General features: G+C 61.6%; 13 protein-coding genes. 6 read left to right on the forward strand and 7 right to left on the reverse strand.

Going from position 1 to position 15413, the window contains the following annotated elements; translation table 11 throughout:
• Window positions 1–2: 2 nt before the first annotated feature.
• From HKX24_RS01660 to secA, 3 genes are all read right to left on the reverse strand, one after another.
• A complete protein-coding gene (locus HKX24_RS01660) occupies window positions 3–1562 on the reverse strand; it encodes a phosphate ABC transporter substrate-binding/OmpA family protein (RefSeq protein WP_271692637.1) in 1560 nt (519 codons plus the stop codon).
• 19 nt (window positions 1563–1581) lie between these two features.
• Complete coding sequence (locus HKX24_RS01665; RefSeq protein WP_271692638.1) at window positions 1582–2553, reverse strand: hypothetical protein; 972 nt, start codon at window positions 2551–2553, stop codon at window positions 1582–1584.
• Between the two features lie 102 nt (window positions 2554–2655).
• Window positions 2656–5358, reverse strand: a complete 2703-nt coding sequence (gene secA / locus HKX24_RS01670; protein WP_271692639.1) for a preprotein translocase subunit SecA — start codon at window positions 5356–5358, stop codon at window positions 2656–2658.
• Between the two features lie 173 nt (window positions 5359–5531).
• On the opposite strand from secA, the gene HKX24_RS01675 reads away from it, so the two are divergent.
• The 6 genes from HKX24_RS01675 to HKX24_RS01700 all read left to right on the forward strand — a co-directional run bounded on the left by HKX24_RS01675 (window position 5532) and on the right by HKX24_RS01700 (window position 10053).
• Window positions 5532–6380, forward strand: coding sequence for a peptidylprolyl isomerase (locus HKX24_RS01675; protein ID WP_271692640.1), 849 nt, complete (start codon window positions 5532–5534; stop codon window positions 6378–6380).
• A gap of 3 nt (window positions 6381–6383) precedes the next feature.
• A complete protein-coding gene (gene argJ / locus HKX24_RS01680) occupies window positions 6384–7610 on the forward strand; it encodes a bifunctional glutamate N-acetyltransferase/amino-acid acetyltransferase ArgJ (protein ID WP_271692641.1) in 1227 nt (408 codons plus the stop codon).
• Between the two features lie 4 nt (window positions 7611–7614).
• Window positions 7615–8013 carry an 8-oxo-dGTP diphosphatase MutT gene (gene mutT, locus HKX24_RS01685; RefSeq protein WP_067264286.1) on the forward strand — a complete coding sequence of 133 codons (399 nt, stop codon included), beginning with the start codon at window positions 7615–7617 and terminating at the stop codon, window positions 8011–8013.
• A 117-nt stretch (window positions 8014–8130) separates the two neighbouring features.
• Complete coding sequence (locus HKX24_RS01690) at window positions 8131–8253, forward strand: hypothetical protein (RefSeq protein ID WP_271688600.1); 123 nt, start codon at window positions 8131–8133, stop codon at window positions 8251–8253.
• A gap of 79 nt (window positions 8254–8332) precedes the next feature.
• On the forward strand, window positions 8333–9250 hold the full coding sequence (locus tag HKX24_RS01695) for a diacylglycerol kinase family protein (RefSeq protein ID WP_271692642.1): 918 nt from the start codon (window positions 8333–8335) through the stop codon (window positions 9248–9250).
• Window positions 9247–10053, forward strand: coding sequence for a metallophosphoesterase (locus HKX24_RS01700; RefSeq protein ID WP_271692643.1), 807 nt, complete (start codon window positions 9247–9249; stop codon window positions 10051–10053). The genes HKX24_RS01695 and HKX24_RS01700 overlap by 4 nt, the downstream gene beginning before the upstream one ends.
• A gap of 9 nt (window positions 10054–10062) precedes the next feature.
• Here the strand turns inward: HKX24_RS01700 and infB are convergent, their stop codons facing one another.
• Genes infB through rimP form a run of 4 tightly spaced genes read right to left on the reverse strand, consistent with a single transcriptional unit; the run spans window position 10063 to window position 15388 of the window.
• Complete coding sequence (gene infB / locus HKX24_RS01705; RefSeq protein ID WP_271692644.1) at window positions 10063–12531, reverse strand: translation initiation factor IF-2; 2469 nt, start codon at window positions 12529–12531, stop codon at window positions 10063–10065.
• A 9-nt stretch (window positions 12532–12540) separates the two neighbouring features.
• Entirely contained in the window at window positions 12541–13161 is a 621-nt protein-coding gene (locus HKX24_RS01710) for an RNA-binding protein (RefSeq protein WP_271688604.1), read from the reverse strand.
• A gap of 20 nt (window positions 13162–13181) precedes the next feature.
• Complete coding sequence (gene nusA, locus HKX24_RS01715; RefSeq protein ID WP_067265353.1) at window positions 13182–14810, reverse strand: transcription termination factor NusA; 1629 nt, start codon at window positions 14808–14810, stop codon at window positions 13182–13184.
• Entirely contained in the window at window positions 14810–15388 is a 579-nt protein-coding gene (gene rimP / locus HKX24_RS01720) for a ribosome maturation factor RimP (RefSeq protein ID WP_067265355.1), read from the reverse strand. Before rimP ends, nusA begins: the two co-directional genes overlap by 1 nt.
• Window positions 15389–15413: the final 25 nt, after the last annotated feature.

The following is a 15413-nucleotide window of genomic DNA, read 5'->3' on the forward strand; positions in this document are numbered from 1 at the left end:
GGTTAGCGCACCCAAACCTCGACTCGCCGGTTTGCTTGACGGCCCCATTCGCTGTCGTCACAGGCAATCGGCATTGCCTCCCCAAAGGCATCGACCCGCAGATCAATGCGCGACAGATTGGCCGTGACCGCAGCCGCGCTGACCGCGCGCTGCACCGCTTCGGCCCGGCGCAAGGCGATTTCGCGGTTGGCCCGCTCGGCCCCCTCGCCATCGCTGAAGCCCACGAACATCAATCGCCGCGCATCATACTGCCCCTGTTCCAAGGCCCGCGCCAATTGCTGCACGTTGGACCGCGACTGCGCATCAAGCCGGATCGACCCCGCCTCGAAGCGGAAAGAGGTGGTGAGCCGCGCCATCGGCACCAGCGTCGCCGTCATGCGCTGCAACTCCTCTAGCGGGGTTTCGACCCCCGCCGTGATGATTGCATTGGCAAAGCGGTTGCCCTGTTCCTCAACCGGGATTTCCTCGGGCGTTTGATCTACGAAACCGGCCCGGCGGATCACGATCTGGGCCGAAGGGCCGCGGGTGAAGGCCAGAAACTCGCGCGTGATCAACGGCAAGCGCCGGGCGGGGAAATAGAGGAACATCGGCGCGGTCAGCGGGTAGTCTTCGGTTTTGATCGTGCGCCGTGCGGCATCCAGCGCAAAACCGCAGTTGCCGCCAAGGGTCAGCACCTCGGTCTCACCCTGTTCGGCATAGCTGGTGATTCCAAGGGCAAAAACATCCCGCGCGACCGCCTCGGCCAGCGCATCGGGCATGGCGTGGCGGGTGACATCGGCGCTCAGTTCCAGCCCGGCGGGGGTGAGCACCTGATCCACGATCGCTTGGCTCAACCCACTGTCGGCGGTGGGCAGATGCAACTCAATCGGTGCGTCCGGCCCGCCGAGGCGCTGCCAATTCTTGATCTCGCCCGAGAACACCCGCGCCAAGGTCAGCGGCGAGATTTGTTTGACCGGATTGGACGGGGCGACCACGGGCACCACCGCATCGAGCGCAAGAACCCGGCTGCGATTGGCTCCGGTCAGATCACCCAAGCCCGCCTCACGGGCATTGATCCGCTCCTCGCGGCGCACCTCGCGCAGGGCCATGACGACATCGGCCTCATCCGCCAGCAGATCAGCAAAGCCTTCGTTGGTATTGCTCGCCCGGAAATCGAACCGCGCGGCAAGCTTGCCGTCATCCTCACGCGAGAGCAGCAGCGCGAAGCGCCCGCTGTCCCCCTCTTCGCGGCTGACGGTATAGCCCTGCCGCGCGGCAAAGGCTTCGATCAGCGCGGGCATCAGCACCGCCCCCATGGTGGCGGAGCCCGAGAAGCGCACCTCGGCCACGAAATCCGCAAGGTTGGGGCAACCCGGCCCGGCGCAGGACACACCGCTGCTGTCGACGGTCAACTCGCCGTAGTCCGTCTCGACGCGGTAGAATTCGCCGTCGAACCCCAGCAGGGTGCCGCTGAGTTCGACGCTGCCATCGCGCGAGGTCAGTGCGATGTCCTGCGCCGCGGATGCGCCCGCCGTAAAAAGCAAAAGTGCGGCGCTGATCGCCGCACGTTTCAACCCGTTCATCTAGACCTACCCGGTTGCGTCAGTTCTGCGCGACTTTCAGGTCTTGGAGCAAATTATTCAACACCAGAAAGTTGCCGACCGCATCACAGTCCGGCACGGCGAGGGTCAGGTTCTGGGTTTTCACCGGATCATCGCCGCGCAGCTCCAGCGCCTGTGCTTCGATCTCAAGCCCGCAGTTCGCCTCGCTCACCTCGGCCTCAACACTAAGCGCGACATCGCCCTCCTGCGCCGTCTTGGCGACCGGGAAGCTATAGACTTCGGCTATCAGCGCCTCAGAAGCCTCAATGTCGCCATTGCGGGTCATGAAGCCCCCTTCGCCCAGCACCGCGGCGGTCATATCGCGCGGCGCACCGGACCAGACATGGCCCGCCTCACCGTAATCCGCGCCAAACTCGCGGGCGTGAAGCTCGAACCCTGCGGTGCCTTTCCATTGTAGCACGACGCGGTTGAAATCAGAGAGTTCAGGGACCGAAGTCTGCGCCACCGCGCCATCACCGTTGCCGAAAGCGAGGATGAAAACAGCCTCTTCCGCCAAGGCCGGGACGGTGACGGACAACTGCCCTTGGTCATCGGTCACTTCGGTAAAGATCATCCCGTTGTGGTGCACGGTCAGCCGCTCATTCGGCAGGCAGGCGGCATCGAGGGTGAGTTTCACCATCGCAGCGGCGACGGCATCCGCTTCGGCAATGATATCGCAGGCCGCGGGGATCGCGGCGCCGTGGCTTTCCGGGGCGGGCGGCAGGCTTTGAGGCGCTGCGGCCTTGACCACGCGGTCATCCAATGTCGGCAGCGCGATGGGGCTGTCGAGCGCGGCAGAGGTCAGGGTGATGCCTTCAACCTCAAGCAAGGCGCCATTGTCGGCCACCGGGCGCTGCGCCTCAGCCGCGCCATAGCGCTGCTGCGCGGTGTCGGAGCTTTGCATGACATAGCCAATGCCCGCCGCACAGGCCAGAGTGCCGACAGCTGTCAGAATTTCTTTCGTGCGCCACATGACAAGTCTCCTTCAACGGATTCGTTAGAGACTTTATGGGCGCGGATCAGGGCCGGGGTATGGCCCTGATCCGCCAAGTTATGGGCGAAAAGGTGACGCCGCTCAGGTGATCTGACCGTGGCAGTGTTTGAACTTCTTGCCAGAGCCGCAGGGGCAGGGATCGTTCCGGCCCGGGTTGCCCCATGTGGACGGATCGTTCTCGTCAAAGCCGGGGGCTGCGGCCTCCGCCTGTTCAGAGGCCTCATCCGCCGCCTCGCTCGCCGCAGCCTGCATGGCAGCCTGACGGGCGGCCATTTCTTGCATCATCTCGCGGCGCTGCTCTTCGCTCATCGGTTGGATTTGGCCCAGCTTTTGGGTCACGTCCTGCCGCAGACTGTCGAGCATCGTCTCGAACAATTGGAAGGCTTCGTTCTTATACTCGTTCAGCGGGTCGCGCTGCGCGTAGCTGCGGAAGCCCACGACCGAGCGCAGATGTTCAAGCGTCAGCAGGTGATCGCGCCATTTGGTGTCGATGGCCTGCAACAACAACTGTTTCTCGATGTTGCGCATGTTCTCTTCGCCAAAGGCCTCGGCCTTCTTGGCCATTAGCTCATCCGTGGCTTTCATTAGACGTTCGCGGATCACCTCATCATCCACGCCGTCCTCTTCGCACCATGCGATGATCGGCACGTCGACGTTCAACTGTTCGATCACCGCGGCATAGAAACCTTGGGTGTCCCACTGATCGGCATAGGTCTTGGGCGGCATATAGGTGTCGATCAGATCGTCGATCACCTGCTCGCGCATGTCGGTAACGATCTCATTGAGGTTGTCCGCCTCCATGATCTCGCGGCGCTGGCCAAAGATCACCTTGCGCTGCTCGTTCATCACGTCGTCGAACTTCAACAGCTGCTTGCGGATGTCGAAGTTGCGACCCTCAACCTTCGCCTGCGCCCGCTCCAGCGATTTATTGACCCATGGGTGCACGATGGCTTCGCCATCTTTCAGGCCCAACGTCGTCAGCACTTTCTCAAGCCGTTCCGAACCGAAAATGCGCATCAGGTCATCTTCGAGCGACAGGAAGAAGGAGGTGCGGCCCGGGTCACCCTGACGGCCCGAACGGCCCCGCAACTGGTTGTCGATGCGGCGGCTCTCGTGACGCTCAGACGCCAGAACGTAGAGACCACCGGCCTCCAGCACCTTCTGCTTCTCTTCGGCGTGCTGCGCTTCGATCTGCTCCCGGATGTTGGCCGGGTCGGCCTCAGGATCGGCATCCAGCGCGTCGAGCACTTTCAACTCGACGTTGCCGCCCAACTGAATGTCGGTGCCGCGACCCGCCATGTTGGTGGCGATGGTCACCGCGCCCAACTTGCCCGCTTCGGCGATGATCTGCGCCTCTTGCTCGTGCTGGCGGGCGTTGAGCACATTGTGCTCGATCCCGGCGGCGGTCAGCATGGCGCTGAGCTGTTCGGACTTTTCGATCGAGGTGGTGCCGACAAGGCAGGGCTGCCCCTTGGCGTGGGCCTCTTTGACCCGCTCGATCATCGCCTCATACTTTTCACGCGCGGTGCGATAGACGGCGTCGTCTTCGTCCACACGGGCAATTGGCACGTTGGTCGGCACTTCGACCACGCCGAGGCCGTAGATCTCGGCGAATTCTTCGGCTTCGGTCAGAGCCGTGCCGGTCATGCCGCCGAGTTTGTCGTATAGGCGGAAGTAGTTCTGGAAAGTGACGCTTGCGAGGGTCACGTTCTCGGGCTGGATGTCGACGCCTTCCTTGGCCTCAATCGCTTGGTGCAGACCGTCCGACAGGCGGCGGCCCGGCATCATGCGGCCGGTGAATTCGTCAATCAACGTCACCGCACCATCGCGCACGATGTAGTCTTTGTCGCGCTGGAACAGCTTATGCGCGCGCAGACCTTGGTTGACGTGGTGCACGATGGTCGTGCTTTCGGGATCGTAAAGGGTCATCCCCTCTTCGATCAATTCCCGCGCGCGCAGCTGCTCTTCGAGGAACTCATTGCCCTCGTCGGTGAAAGTGACGTTGCGGGTTTTCTCGTCCAGCTCGAAATGCTCTTCGGTGAGCGAGGGGATCAGCGCGTCGATGATCTGATACATCTCGGAACGGTCCTGCGACGGGCCGGAGATGATCAGCGGCGTCCGCGCCTCGTCGATCAGAATGCTGTCGACTTCGTCCACGATGGCAAAGTTATGCCCGCGTTGCAGCATGTCCGACAGGTTCGACTTCATATTGTCGCGCAGGTAATCGAAGCCCAACTCGTTGTTGGTGGCATAGGTGATGTCGCAGGCGTAGGCCGCGCGTTTCTGGTCCTCGGGCATGCCAGAATAGGCGACGCCGGTGGTCAGCCCAAGCGCGGCAAAGACCTTGCCCATCCATTCGGCGTCACGTTTGGCAAGGTATTCGTTCACCGTCACCACATGCACGCCTTTATGCGTGAGCCCGTTAAGATAGGCCGCGAAGGTCGCGGTCAGGGTTTTGCCCTCACCGGTCTTTTGCTCGGCGATATTGCCCTGATGCAGGAAAATCCCGCCTAAAAGCTGGGTGTCGAAGGCGCGCAGGCCAAGGGTGCGGCGGGCCGCTTCGCGGCAGTTGGCAAAGGCTTCGGGCAACAGATCGTCAAGACTTTCGCCCGCATCGGCCCGTTTGGCCAACTCCTCGGTGCGCGTCTTGATCTCTTCGTCGCTCAGCTTTTCGAACTCAGGCTCCAGCGCGTTGATCCGAGCCACAAGCGGCCGGGTCGCCTTGATCTTCCGGTCGTTTGGCGTGCCAAAGACCTTTTTGGCGATTGTTCCGATACCCAGCATGTAATCTCCCGCCGAAGTTATGATGTCTTGCGCCGATCTGGTTGCCGAGCGCCATGGCAGCCCATAGATAGTGGATGAGCCCGCGCCTCTCAGCGCCATAAGGCGATGTAAGGGGCGTGCCATACACTGTCAATGTAGCAGCCCTGCTACGAAGGAAGCGATTGGACCCAACCATGCAAAAACCCCTCACATTTCTGTCGTCTTTGGCGCTTGCCGCCGCTGTGGCGCTGCCTGTGGCCGCCCAGGACGAACCGGGTCTCGACACGGTTGTTGCCACCGTCAACGACACTGAAATCACGCTCGGGCATATGATCGTCGCCCGCGCGAGCCTGCCCCAGCAGTACCAACAACTGCCCGAGGACGTGCTGTTCAAAGGTCTTCTGGACCAGCTTGTGCAACAGACGGCCCTCGCCGACAGCTTTACCGGCGAACTGCCGCCGCGCGTGACCCTGTCGCTCGAGAATGAGACCCGCTCGCTTACCGCCGGTGAGGCGATCGAAGGCGTCATGGCAGAGCCGGTCAGCGACGAAGAGCTGCAAGCGGCCTATGACGCGCAATACAGCGACGCAGAGCCTGAGCCCGAGTTCAACGCCTCGCATATCCTTGTTGAAACCAAGGAAGAAGCCGACGCGATCAAGGCAGAACTTGACGGTGGCGCGGACTTTGCCGAGCTTGCCAAAGAGAAATCGACCGGTCCCTCCGGCCCCGGTGGCGGCTCCTTGGGGTGGTTCGGCCCCGGCATGATGGTTCCTGCCTTTGAAGAGGCCGTCGCTGGCATGGAAGCCGGCAGCGTGTCGGAACCGGTGGAAACCCAGTTCGGCTGGCATGTCATCAAACTGAACGAGACGCGCACCGCCGAAGCCCCCGCACTGGAAGACGTGCGTGAAGAGCTGGAAACCCAAATCCGCCAGACCAAGGTGCAAGAGGCCATCGAAAGCCTGACCAACTCCGCCGAGGTGGACCGCAGCGCGGCCGAAGGCATCGACCCTTCCGTTCTCAACAACATCGAATGGCTGAACTAACTCATGGCTAAATCCCTGGCTGTCTCGCCGCTCGCCCCGGCCCGTTTTCCCGACCTGCCGGTTATCGACGGCGTGACTTTCGCCACCATCGCCGCGGGCGTGCGCTATCAAGGGCGCACCGATGTGATGTTGGCGAAACTGGTGCCGGGCAGCGCCGTGGCGGGGGCGTTCACACGTTCCGCCACCCGCGCGGCCCCGGTGCTGGACTGCCAGGCAAAAATTGGCGGCGCCTCGGACGAAGGCGCAGCCATTGTCGTGAACTCGGGCAACGCCAATGCCTTTACCGGGCGGGGCGGCACCGACGCGGTCGAGGCGATCACCGCCGCTGCTGCCGAAGCCTGCGGCGTGCCGCAAGCTCGGGTCTTCACCTCCTCCACGGGTGTCATCGGCGAACCCCTGCCGCATGAACGCATCACTGCCGTGCTGGGCGATTTGTACGATCAACTTGACCCTGCGGGCATCGAAGACGCCGCACGGGCCATCATGACGACGGATACCTTCCCGAAAGGGGCCAGCGCGACGGTCGAGATTGACGGCAAGACCGTCTCTATCGCAGGGATCGCCAAAGGCTCGGGCATGATCGCGCCCGATATGGCGACCATGCTGGTCTATATCTTTACCGATGCGGTACTCGCGACCGACGAATTGCAGCAACGCCTTTCGACCCATACCGAAACGACGTTCAACTGCATCACAGTGGACAGCGACACCTCCACCTCCGATGCGCTGATCATGGCCGCAACAGGCGCCTCCGGTGTCGATGTATCGGGCAATGAAGCCTTCGACGCGGCGCTGCGGGACGTGATGATGGACCTCGCGCATCAGGTCGTCAAAGACGGCGAAGGCGCGCAGAAATTCGTCGAAGTGGCCGTAACCGGTGCCTCCAACGATGACGAAGCCAAAATCCACGCCATGGCCATCGCCAACTCCCCCCTGATCAAAACCGCCATCGCGGGCGAAGACCCCAACTGGGGCCGCGTCGTCATGGCCATCGGGAAATCCGGGGCCGCAGCGGACCGTGACCGTCTGTCGATCCGTTTCGGCGATATCGAAGTCGCGCGCGACGGGTGGCGCAGCCCCGACTACTCCGAAGAGGATGCCGCCGCGCATATGAAGGGTCAGAACATCACCATCGGGGTCGATCTGGGCCTTGGCGAGGGGCAGTGCACCGTATGGACCTGTGACCTGACCCACGGCTATATCGACATCAACGCCGATTATCGGTCCTGACCAGATGAAGACAGTGCTGGTTTCCGCCGCGGCCTTGATCGATATCGATGGCCGCGTGCTTTTGACCCAACGCCCCGAAGGCAAGCCGATGGCGGGCCTTTGGGAGTTTCCGGGCGGCAAGATCGAACCCGGAGAGACGCCAGAGGCGGCGCTGATCCGCGAGTTGCATGAGGAACTGGGGATCGAGACATGGGAATCCTGTCTTGCCCCGCTGACCTTTGCCAGCCACAGCTACAGTGATTTCCACCTTCTGATGCCGCTGTTTGCCTGCCGCAAATGGGGCGGCACACCGGTTTCGCGCGAGGGGCAGACCCTGAAATGGGTGCGCCCGAACGAAATGCGCGCCTATCCGATGCCCGAGGCAGACGTGCCGCTCATATCAATATTGCGTGATTGGCTCTAGCGCAGAGTGGCAGAATTGCACTAGTGATCGCCAATCGCTCAGCATGTTGCGGATTTTTTAACCGAATGCGCACCATCCTGAGGCAGAGTTGTAACATCTGTATGAAAGGGTGCCGACATGTTGAGAACCATCGCAATCGGAAGTTCCATTTACGTTCAGGGTATCTTTGTAAAAATGTTGGCTGGCGGTCGCATGGCCGTTCAGGTCGACGGGAAGATTTTCGAAGGCAAGCCTGTTTGAAAATCCCATCGGAACGCCTATTGAGGTGAACAAATAGGCGTTCCACCGCGTTTTCCCCGAGCATTTGGCAGGGGAACTTATGTCATCGAAGCGCGCTATCGTCATTCTGAACCGCGGTTCAGGCCGTCAAGACGGTGACCAAGCCGAAAACACGATCCGATCCGCCTTTGCGCGGCATGGGATCACGGCGGAATTCATTCACATCGACAAACGCAACGACCCTGCCAGCGCCGCGCGGGAGGCGCTGTCTAGCGGCGAGGGGATCATCGCCGTCGCGGGCGGGGATGGCACAATCTCGGGCGCGTCCTCGGCGATGGTTGACCACGACCGTCCGCTCGGCATCATCCCGCAAGGCACCTTCAACTATTTCGCGCGGTCGATGGGCATTCCAGAGAACCTTGAAGAGGCGGTCGACGTCATCGCCGCTGGCGACAGCCGCCCGGTGCATGTGGCGACGATCAACGGTGAGACCTTTTTGAACAACGCCAGCATCGGGGCTTATCCCGCCATCCTCAAAACCCGCGAAGGCATCTACCGCCGTTGGGGACGCAGCCGGATCGCCGCCTATTGGTCGGTGATCAAAGCCTTGATGGATTTCCGCACCTCGCTCAAACTGACCATCGTGGTCGACGGGAAAGAGACCCAGCTGCGCACCCCGCTCGTTTTCGCGGTGAACAACGCGTTTCAACTGGATCAAATGGGGCTTGATGGGCAGGACTGCATCGCGCGCGGCGATATGGTGCTGCTGGTCGCCCCTGACACCTATCGTTTCGGCCTGCTGCGCCATGCGGTGGCGTTGGCGACAGGTCGCGCGAAACACCACACGGACTATGAAATGCTCTGCGGGTCCGAGATTGAGATACGCATGAAGCAGCGCAAACGCTATGTCGCGCGGGACGGGGAGATTGCGGTGATGCGCGGCCCGTATCGGCTCACCCACGCCAGTTCGCCCATCCATATCTTTGTGCCCTCCACGGCTGGAAAGGCCGTGCGATGAGCCGTTTGATCCATCTATCCGACCTGCACTTCGGCAAAGACCGCCCCGACCTATTGGTGCCGCTCCTAGAGGCGGTGAATGGCTATGACCCCGATCTAGTGATCATCTCGGGCGACCTGACCCAACGGGCGCGGGAAAAGGAATATCGCGCCGCGCGGGCCTTTATCGACAGGATCAACGCACCGGTGCTGAGCGTGCCGGGCAATCACGATATTCCGCTGCACCGCCCCTTTACCCGGTTTTTCGCCCCGTGGCGCTATTACCGGCGTTGGATCGATCACGACCTTACGCCGGTGCATGAGGGGGCGGATTTTGTCGCCGTGGGGATCAACACCGTCGACCGGTTCAAATGGCAGACCGGCAAACTGGGCCTGCGCCGTTTGGGCCGCGCCTGCCGCGCCCTGTCACGCGGGGGGGAAAAGACCCTGCGCATCGCCGTTTGCCACCATCCGCTGGATCACCCCAACGAGACTCACAAAAAGCCCATTCCCGGCGCGAAACGCGCGCTGAGACGGCTCTTGGACTGCGGCGCCGACTTGATCCTCTCGGGGCATCTGCACATCTGGCACGCAGGCACCTTTGCCCATCCAGCGCCTGAGCATGACGGTCATCTGGCAATCCAACTGCACGCGGGCACCAGCCTGTCTTCGCGCCAGCGGGGGGAGCCGAATGACTTCAACCTAATCGATATTTCGCCTCTGCACGTCAATCTGGCGCGGATCAGTTTCGACGACAGCAAAAAGGCCTTCACAAAAGCAGAGGCCCGGCAATTCGACCGGGCCTCTGGGGAATTCGTCTTGTAAGCACTCGGCTTAGGCCAAGGTGCGGGTCACTTCTTCGCGCTCGAAAATCTCGATCACATCGCCGGGGCGGATGTCTTCGTAGTTCTCGAATGCCATGCCGCATTCCTGACCGGACTGAACCTCGGGCACTTCGTCTTTGAAGCGCTTGAGCGTTTTCAGCGTGCCTTCGTGGATCACGACGTTGTCGCGCAGCAGACGCACACCGGCGCTGCGGCGGGCGACGCCCTCGGTGACCAGACAGCCTGCGACTTTGCCCACACCGGTAACCTTGAAAACTTCTTTGATATTGGCATAGCCAATGAAGTTCTCTTTGATCTCGGCACTCAGCAGGCCGCTTGCAGCCGCTTTGACGTCATCCACAAGGTCATAGATGACCGAATAGTAACGGATCTCAACGCCTTTCTGGTTGGCCGTGTTGCGGGCCGAGGCATTGGCACGCACGTTGAAGCCCATGATCGGCGCGCCGGAGGCTTCGGCAAGGCCGACATCCGTTTCGGTGATCGCGCCCACACCGGAGTGTAGAACCCGAACGCGGACTTCGTCGTTGCCGATTTTCTCCATCGCCTGAACGATCGCTTCGGCAGAACCTTGCACGTCGGCTTTGACCAAGATCGGCAGCTCGCTGACGTTCTCGTCCGCCTTGGCGTTGGCCATCAGCTGTTCCAGCGTCGTGGCGGCACCGGCAGCGGCGCGTTTGTCCTTGGCGGCCTGCGCACGATACTCGGCAATCTCACGGGCCTGCGCTTCGGTCTCAGTCACGTTCAGCACGTCACCGGCCTCGGGCGTGCCGTTGATGCCCAGCACCTCAACCGGCACCGAAGGCCCGGCTTCTTTGACGCGCTCGCCTTGGTCGTTGATCAGCGCACGAACCTTACCGTACTGCTCACCCACGACGAAGATATCGCCCTGACGCAGCGTGCCGTTCTGAACCAGCACAGTCGCCACAGGGCCGCGGCCCACGTCAAGCTGCGCTTCGATCACCGCACCCACGGCGGCCCGGTTCGGGTTCGCCTTGAGTTCGAGGATTTCCGACTGCAGCGCGATGGCTTCGAGCAGATCGTCCAGACCTTGGCCTGTCGCTGCCGAAACTTCGACGTCTTGCACATCGCCCGACATCTTCTCGACGATGACTTCGTGCTGAAGCAGATCGGTACGGACCTTGTCGGCATTGGCGGCGGGTTTGTCGATCTTGTTGATCGCCACGATCATCGGCACCTTGGCCGCCTTCGCATGGGCAATCGCTTCGATCGTCTGCGGCATCACGGCGTCATCCGCCGCGACCACCAGAACCACGATATCCGTGACCTGAGCCCCGCGCGAACGCATGGAGGTGAAGGCCGCGTGACCCGGCGTGTCGAGGAAGGACAGCACGGTGCCGTTGTCGGTTTTCACCTGATAGGCGCCGATGTGCTGGGTGATGCCACCGGCTTCGCCCGCCACAACCTTGGCGTTGCGGATCGCGTCCAGAAGCGAGGTTTTGCCGTGGTCGACGTGGCCCATGATCGTGATGACCGGGGGACGCGATTGCAGATCCTTCGGATCGTCCTCGACCTCTTTGATGACATCTTCGACGTCGGCGTCGGAAACGCGCACCACTTTGTGGCCGAATTCCTCGATGATCAGCTCGGCTGTATCGGCATCAATGGTTTCGTTCTGGGTCACCATCAGGCCGTTTTGCATCAGCGCCTTGACCACCGCGCCGGTCTTCTCGGCCATACGGTTGGCAAGTTCTGAGACCACGATGGCGGGCGGCAGTTGCACGTCGCGCACGATCTTTTCACGCTCGACCTGACCACCCATTGCCTTTTGACGGGCACGTTCCTGCTTGCGTTTCATTTGCGCCATGGAACGCTGACGGCCACCTTCGCCACCGGCAAGCGCCTGATTGACGGTCAGCTTGCCCGCGCGGCGGCTGTCGCCACCTTTACTGCGCTTCTTGCTGTCGTCACGGTCACGGTCGGTGGTTTTGCGCGGTGTCGCGGCGGGCGCAGGTTTGTTGCCCGGCTCGCGTGCAGCGGCAGGTTCAGGCGCGGGGGCAGCAGCAGCCGCTTCGGCCTCTGCCTTGCGACGGGCGTCTTCCTCGGCCTTGGCTTTAAGGCTTTCTTCGCGCTCACGCTCTTCGCGTTCCTTGGCCTCAATCTCGGCCCGGCGACGCTCACGCTCTTCGGCGCGGGCTTTTTCCTCGGCTTCACGCTGCGCGGCTTCCTCGGCCTCACGGGCCTTGGCGGCCTGAACGGCCTTCAGACGGCGCTCCATCTCGGCATCGGTGATGCCTGCGGGGCGCTTCTTGGGATCGCCAATCGGCCCGGCGCCCGGACCTGTTGATTTCTGGCCACCCGGTTTGGGCACCACAACACGCTTGCGCTTGGTTTCGACCACAACGTTTTTGGTACGCCCGTGGCTAAAGCTTTGCTTTACGTTCCCCGGACGTGCGCCACCGCGCAGACCCAATGTTTTCTTGCCGTCACTATCGCTCATGAAGCTCGTCTATCCTTTCGGATGGCCGTTGCCACCCTCGTTTACGCGCACGCCTTTAAGTCTACCGGCTTCCTCTACAACACGTTGCGTGAGTCCACCAGAGGCGAGCGCCCCATGTATCACAGTTTGGCGACCGAATGCCAAACCCAATTCATCGGCTGTCAACCAACCGATGTAATGACCATAGTGTGGGGTGCTCAGCTTGGACTTACCGCGCCCTGACCCGTCTACGGCCTGTATCAATACTTCGGCCTCTTCGGTTTGCAACCAACCCTTGACCTTTTCGTAACCGGCGACCGCCTTGCCCGCCTTGCGCTGTAGCGAGATCAGCTCGACCACCCGGCGGGCCAACTGCTGCTCGACCTCGTCGACCAGCCCGTCGGGCAGGGTGACCGGCTGTTTCGCCGAGCGGGAAAAAGCCTTTTTCTTGATGGCCAATTCCAGCGCCGCACGATCCGCCGCGACATAGATGCCCCGACCCGGCAGTTTACCCAGAATATCCGGGTAAACCTGATTGTCCGGGCCGACCACGAAACGGATCAACCCATGTTTCGGCTGCACCTCGCCCGTGGCGATGCACTTGCGTTCCGCACCGTCTGAGCGGTCATTCGAGGCGCCACCGCGTCCCATGTGCAACCCCCGAGGCCCGCTTAGGCCTCGGCCTCCTCGGCGGTTTCGCCGTCTGTTTCTACGTCGTCTTCTTCCGCATCGTCCTCAAGCTCGGTCGGGTCGACCCAGCCCAGCATGACGCGGGCGGTCATGATCATGGCCTGCGCATCTTCGAGGCTAACATCGAAGGGCTCAAGCGCGCCGTCGTCTTTAACACGCTCGCCGTTGACCGTGGTCCAGCCGCCAGCCAGTTCCCAATCGGCACAGGTGGCGAAATCTTCCAGCGTTTTGACGTCGTCCTTGGCCAGCGCTTCTATCATTTGGGGGGTCAGCCCCTCAAATTCAACCAGGCTGTCTTCGACACCCAATGCGCGGGCGTTATCAAGCGCCGCTTTGTTCTGCGCTTCGAGCACGTCACGGGCGCGGGCCTGCAACTCACCCGCCGTGTCTTCGTCCACACCGTCGATGACCAGCAGCTCGTCGACTTCGACATAGGCCACTTCTTCGAGGTTGGTGAAACCTTCGGAGACCAGAAGCTGGGCGAAGAATTCGTCGAGATCGAGGTTGTCCATGAACAGCTTGGTGCGCAGTTCGAACTCGGCCTGACGGCGCTGGCTTTCCTGCTCTTCGGTCATGATGTCGATGTCGAGACCGGTCAACTGGCTGGCAAGACGCACGTTCTGACCACGGCGGCCAATGGCGAGCGACAGTTGCTCTTCGGGCACGACGACTTCGATCTTACCGGCTTCTTCGTCCAGAACCACTTTCGACACTTCCGCAGGCTGCAGCGCGTTCACAAGGAAGGTGGGCTGGTCTTCGTTCCACGGAATGATGTCGATCTTCTCGCCCTGAAGCTCGTTCACGACGGCCTGCACGCGGCTGCCGCGCATACCGACGCAGGCACCGACGGGGTCGATGGAACCGTCATGCGAGATCACGGCGATCTTGGCGCGCGAACCGGGGTCGCGGGCAACCGCTTTGATCTCGATGATGCCGTCGTAGATCTCCGGCACTTCCATCTTGAACAACTCGGCCATGAACTCAGGCGCGGTGCGGCTCAGGAAAATCTGCGGGCCGCGCTGCTCGCGGCGCACGTCTTTGATATAGACGCGGATGCGGTCGTTCGGGCGATAGCTTTCGCGGCCAATCTTCTCGTTCCGGCGCAGGATCGCCTCGCCGGCACCCACGTCGACGATGACATTGCCATATTCCTCGCGCTTGACCAGACCGTTGATGATGGTCCCGGCGCGGTCTTTGAATTCTTCGTACTGGCGGTCACGCTCAGCTTCGCGGACCTTTTGCAAGATCACCTGCTTGGCCGACTGCGCCGCGATGCGGCCCATTTCAACCGGAGGTACTTCCTCGACAAAAGTGTCGCCAACCTTGGGGTCGGCCATGTACTGCTTGGCCTGCTCTACGGTGAACTCGGCCTGATAGTTCTCAAGCTCATCATCCTCGACCACGGTGCGGACGCGGGTGAAGGTGGCCTTGCCGGTCTTGCGGTCGATGTCGACCCGGATGTCCATCTCGGCGCCATAGCGGGACTTGGCGGCACGGGCGAGGGATTCCTCCATCGCTTCGACGACCAGACCGGGGTCGATCATCTTCTCGCGCGCCACCGCCTCGGCGGTTTGCAACAGCTCAAGCTGGTTTGCAGATGTAATGGCCATTAGGTGTCTCCCTCAGCAGACTCTTCAGTCTCGATATCATCAAAATCGGTTTCGTCGATCGCACCAGACGCTTTGCGCTGGCGGAGCATTTCCTTGATCAGGTCGTCGGTCAGCACCAGTTTGGCATCGCTGAGCCAGTCGAACTGCAATCCGATGGTGCCTTCTTCGACATTGATCAGCACTTCGCCACCCTCGACGCCTGCCAGCTCACCCTTAAAGCGGCGGCGGCCGTCAATCAGTTCGGTCGTCTCGATCTTGGCCTCATAGCCTTCGAAAGCGTCGAAATCCTTGAGCCGCGTCAGCGGTCGGTCGATGCCGGGGCTCGACACTTCGAGCGAATACTCATCCAAGATCGGATCTTCGACATCCAGCACGGCGCCGATGGCCTGCGAGATCTTGGCGCATTCATCCACTTCGATCCCACCCTCGGGCCGGTCGGCCATGACTTGCAGGGTGGTGGACTTGCCCGACATCAGGCGCACGCGCACCAGTTCAAAGCCCATGTCCTCGATCACCGGGGTGATGATCTCGGCCAGGCGGCGGTCGATGGCGGCTTTGGCGATCAGGTCATTCGACATGAGACATCCATTTTCACTGGGCACA

Origin of the sequence: Sulfitobacter sp. M85, from assembly GCF_029285915.1 — a bacterium.
In the GTDB taxonomy this organism is placed as follows: domain Bacteria; phylum Pseudomonadota; class Alphaproteobacteria; order Rhodobacterales; family Rhodobacteraceae; genus Sulfitobacter; species Sulfitobacter faviae.

Excerpts from the sequence above, each read along its gene's own strand:
- HKX24_RS01660 (WP_271692637.1), bottom strand. The coding sequence starts at position 1,562 with ATGAACGGGTTGAAACGTGCGGCGATCAGCGCCGCACTTTTGCTTTTT.
- HKX24_RS01665 (WP_271692638.1), bottom strand. The coding sequence starts at position 2,553 with ATGTGGCGCACGAAAGAAATTCTGACAGCTGTCGGCACTCTGGCCTGT.
- secA (WP_271692639.1), bottom strand. The coding sequence starts at position 5,358 with ATGCTGGGTATCGGAACAATCGCCAAAAAGGTCTTTGGCACGCCAAAC.
- HKX24_RS01675 (WP_271692640.1), top strand. The coding sequence starts at position 5,532 with ATGCAAAAACCCCTCACATTTCTGTCGTCTTTGGCGCTTGCCGCCGCT.
- argJ (WP_271692641.1), top strand. The coding sequence starts at position 6,384 with ATGGCTAAATCCCTGGCTGTCTCGCCGCTCGCCCCGGCCCGTTTTCCC.
- mutT (WP_067264286.1), top strand. The coding sequence starts at position 7,615 with ATGAAGACAGTGCTGGTTTCCGCCGCGGCCTTGATCGATATCGATGGC.
- HKX24_RS01690 (WP_271688600.1), top strand. The coding sequence starts at position 8,131 with ATGTTGAGAACCATCGCAATCGGAAGTTCCATTTACGTTCAGGGTATC.
- HKX24_RS01695 (WP_271692642.1), top strand. The coding sequence starts at position 8,333 with ATGTCATCGAAGCGCGCTATCGTCATTCTGAACCGCGGTTCAGGCCGT.
- HKX24_RS01700 (WP_271692643.1), top strand. The coding sequence starts at position 9,247 with ATGAGCCGTTTGATCCATCTATCCGACCTGCACTTCGGCAAAGACCGC.
- infB (WP_271692644.1), bottom strand. The coding sequence starts at position 12,531 with ATGAGCGATAGTGACGGCAAGAAAACATTGGGTCTGCGCGGTGGCGCA.
- HKX24_RS01710 (WP_271688604.1), bottom strand. The coding sequence starts at position 13,161 with ATGGGACGCGGTGGCGCCTCGAATGACCGCTCAGACGGTGCGGAACGC.
- nusA (WP_067265353.1), bottom strand. The coding sequence starts at position 14,810 with ATGGCCATTACATCTGCAAACCAGCTTGAGCTGTTGCAAACCGCCGAG.
- rimP (WP_067265355.1), bottom strand. The coding sequence starts at position 15,388 with ATGTCGAATGACCTGATCGCCAAAGCCGCCATCGACCGCCGCCTGGCC.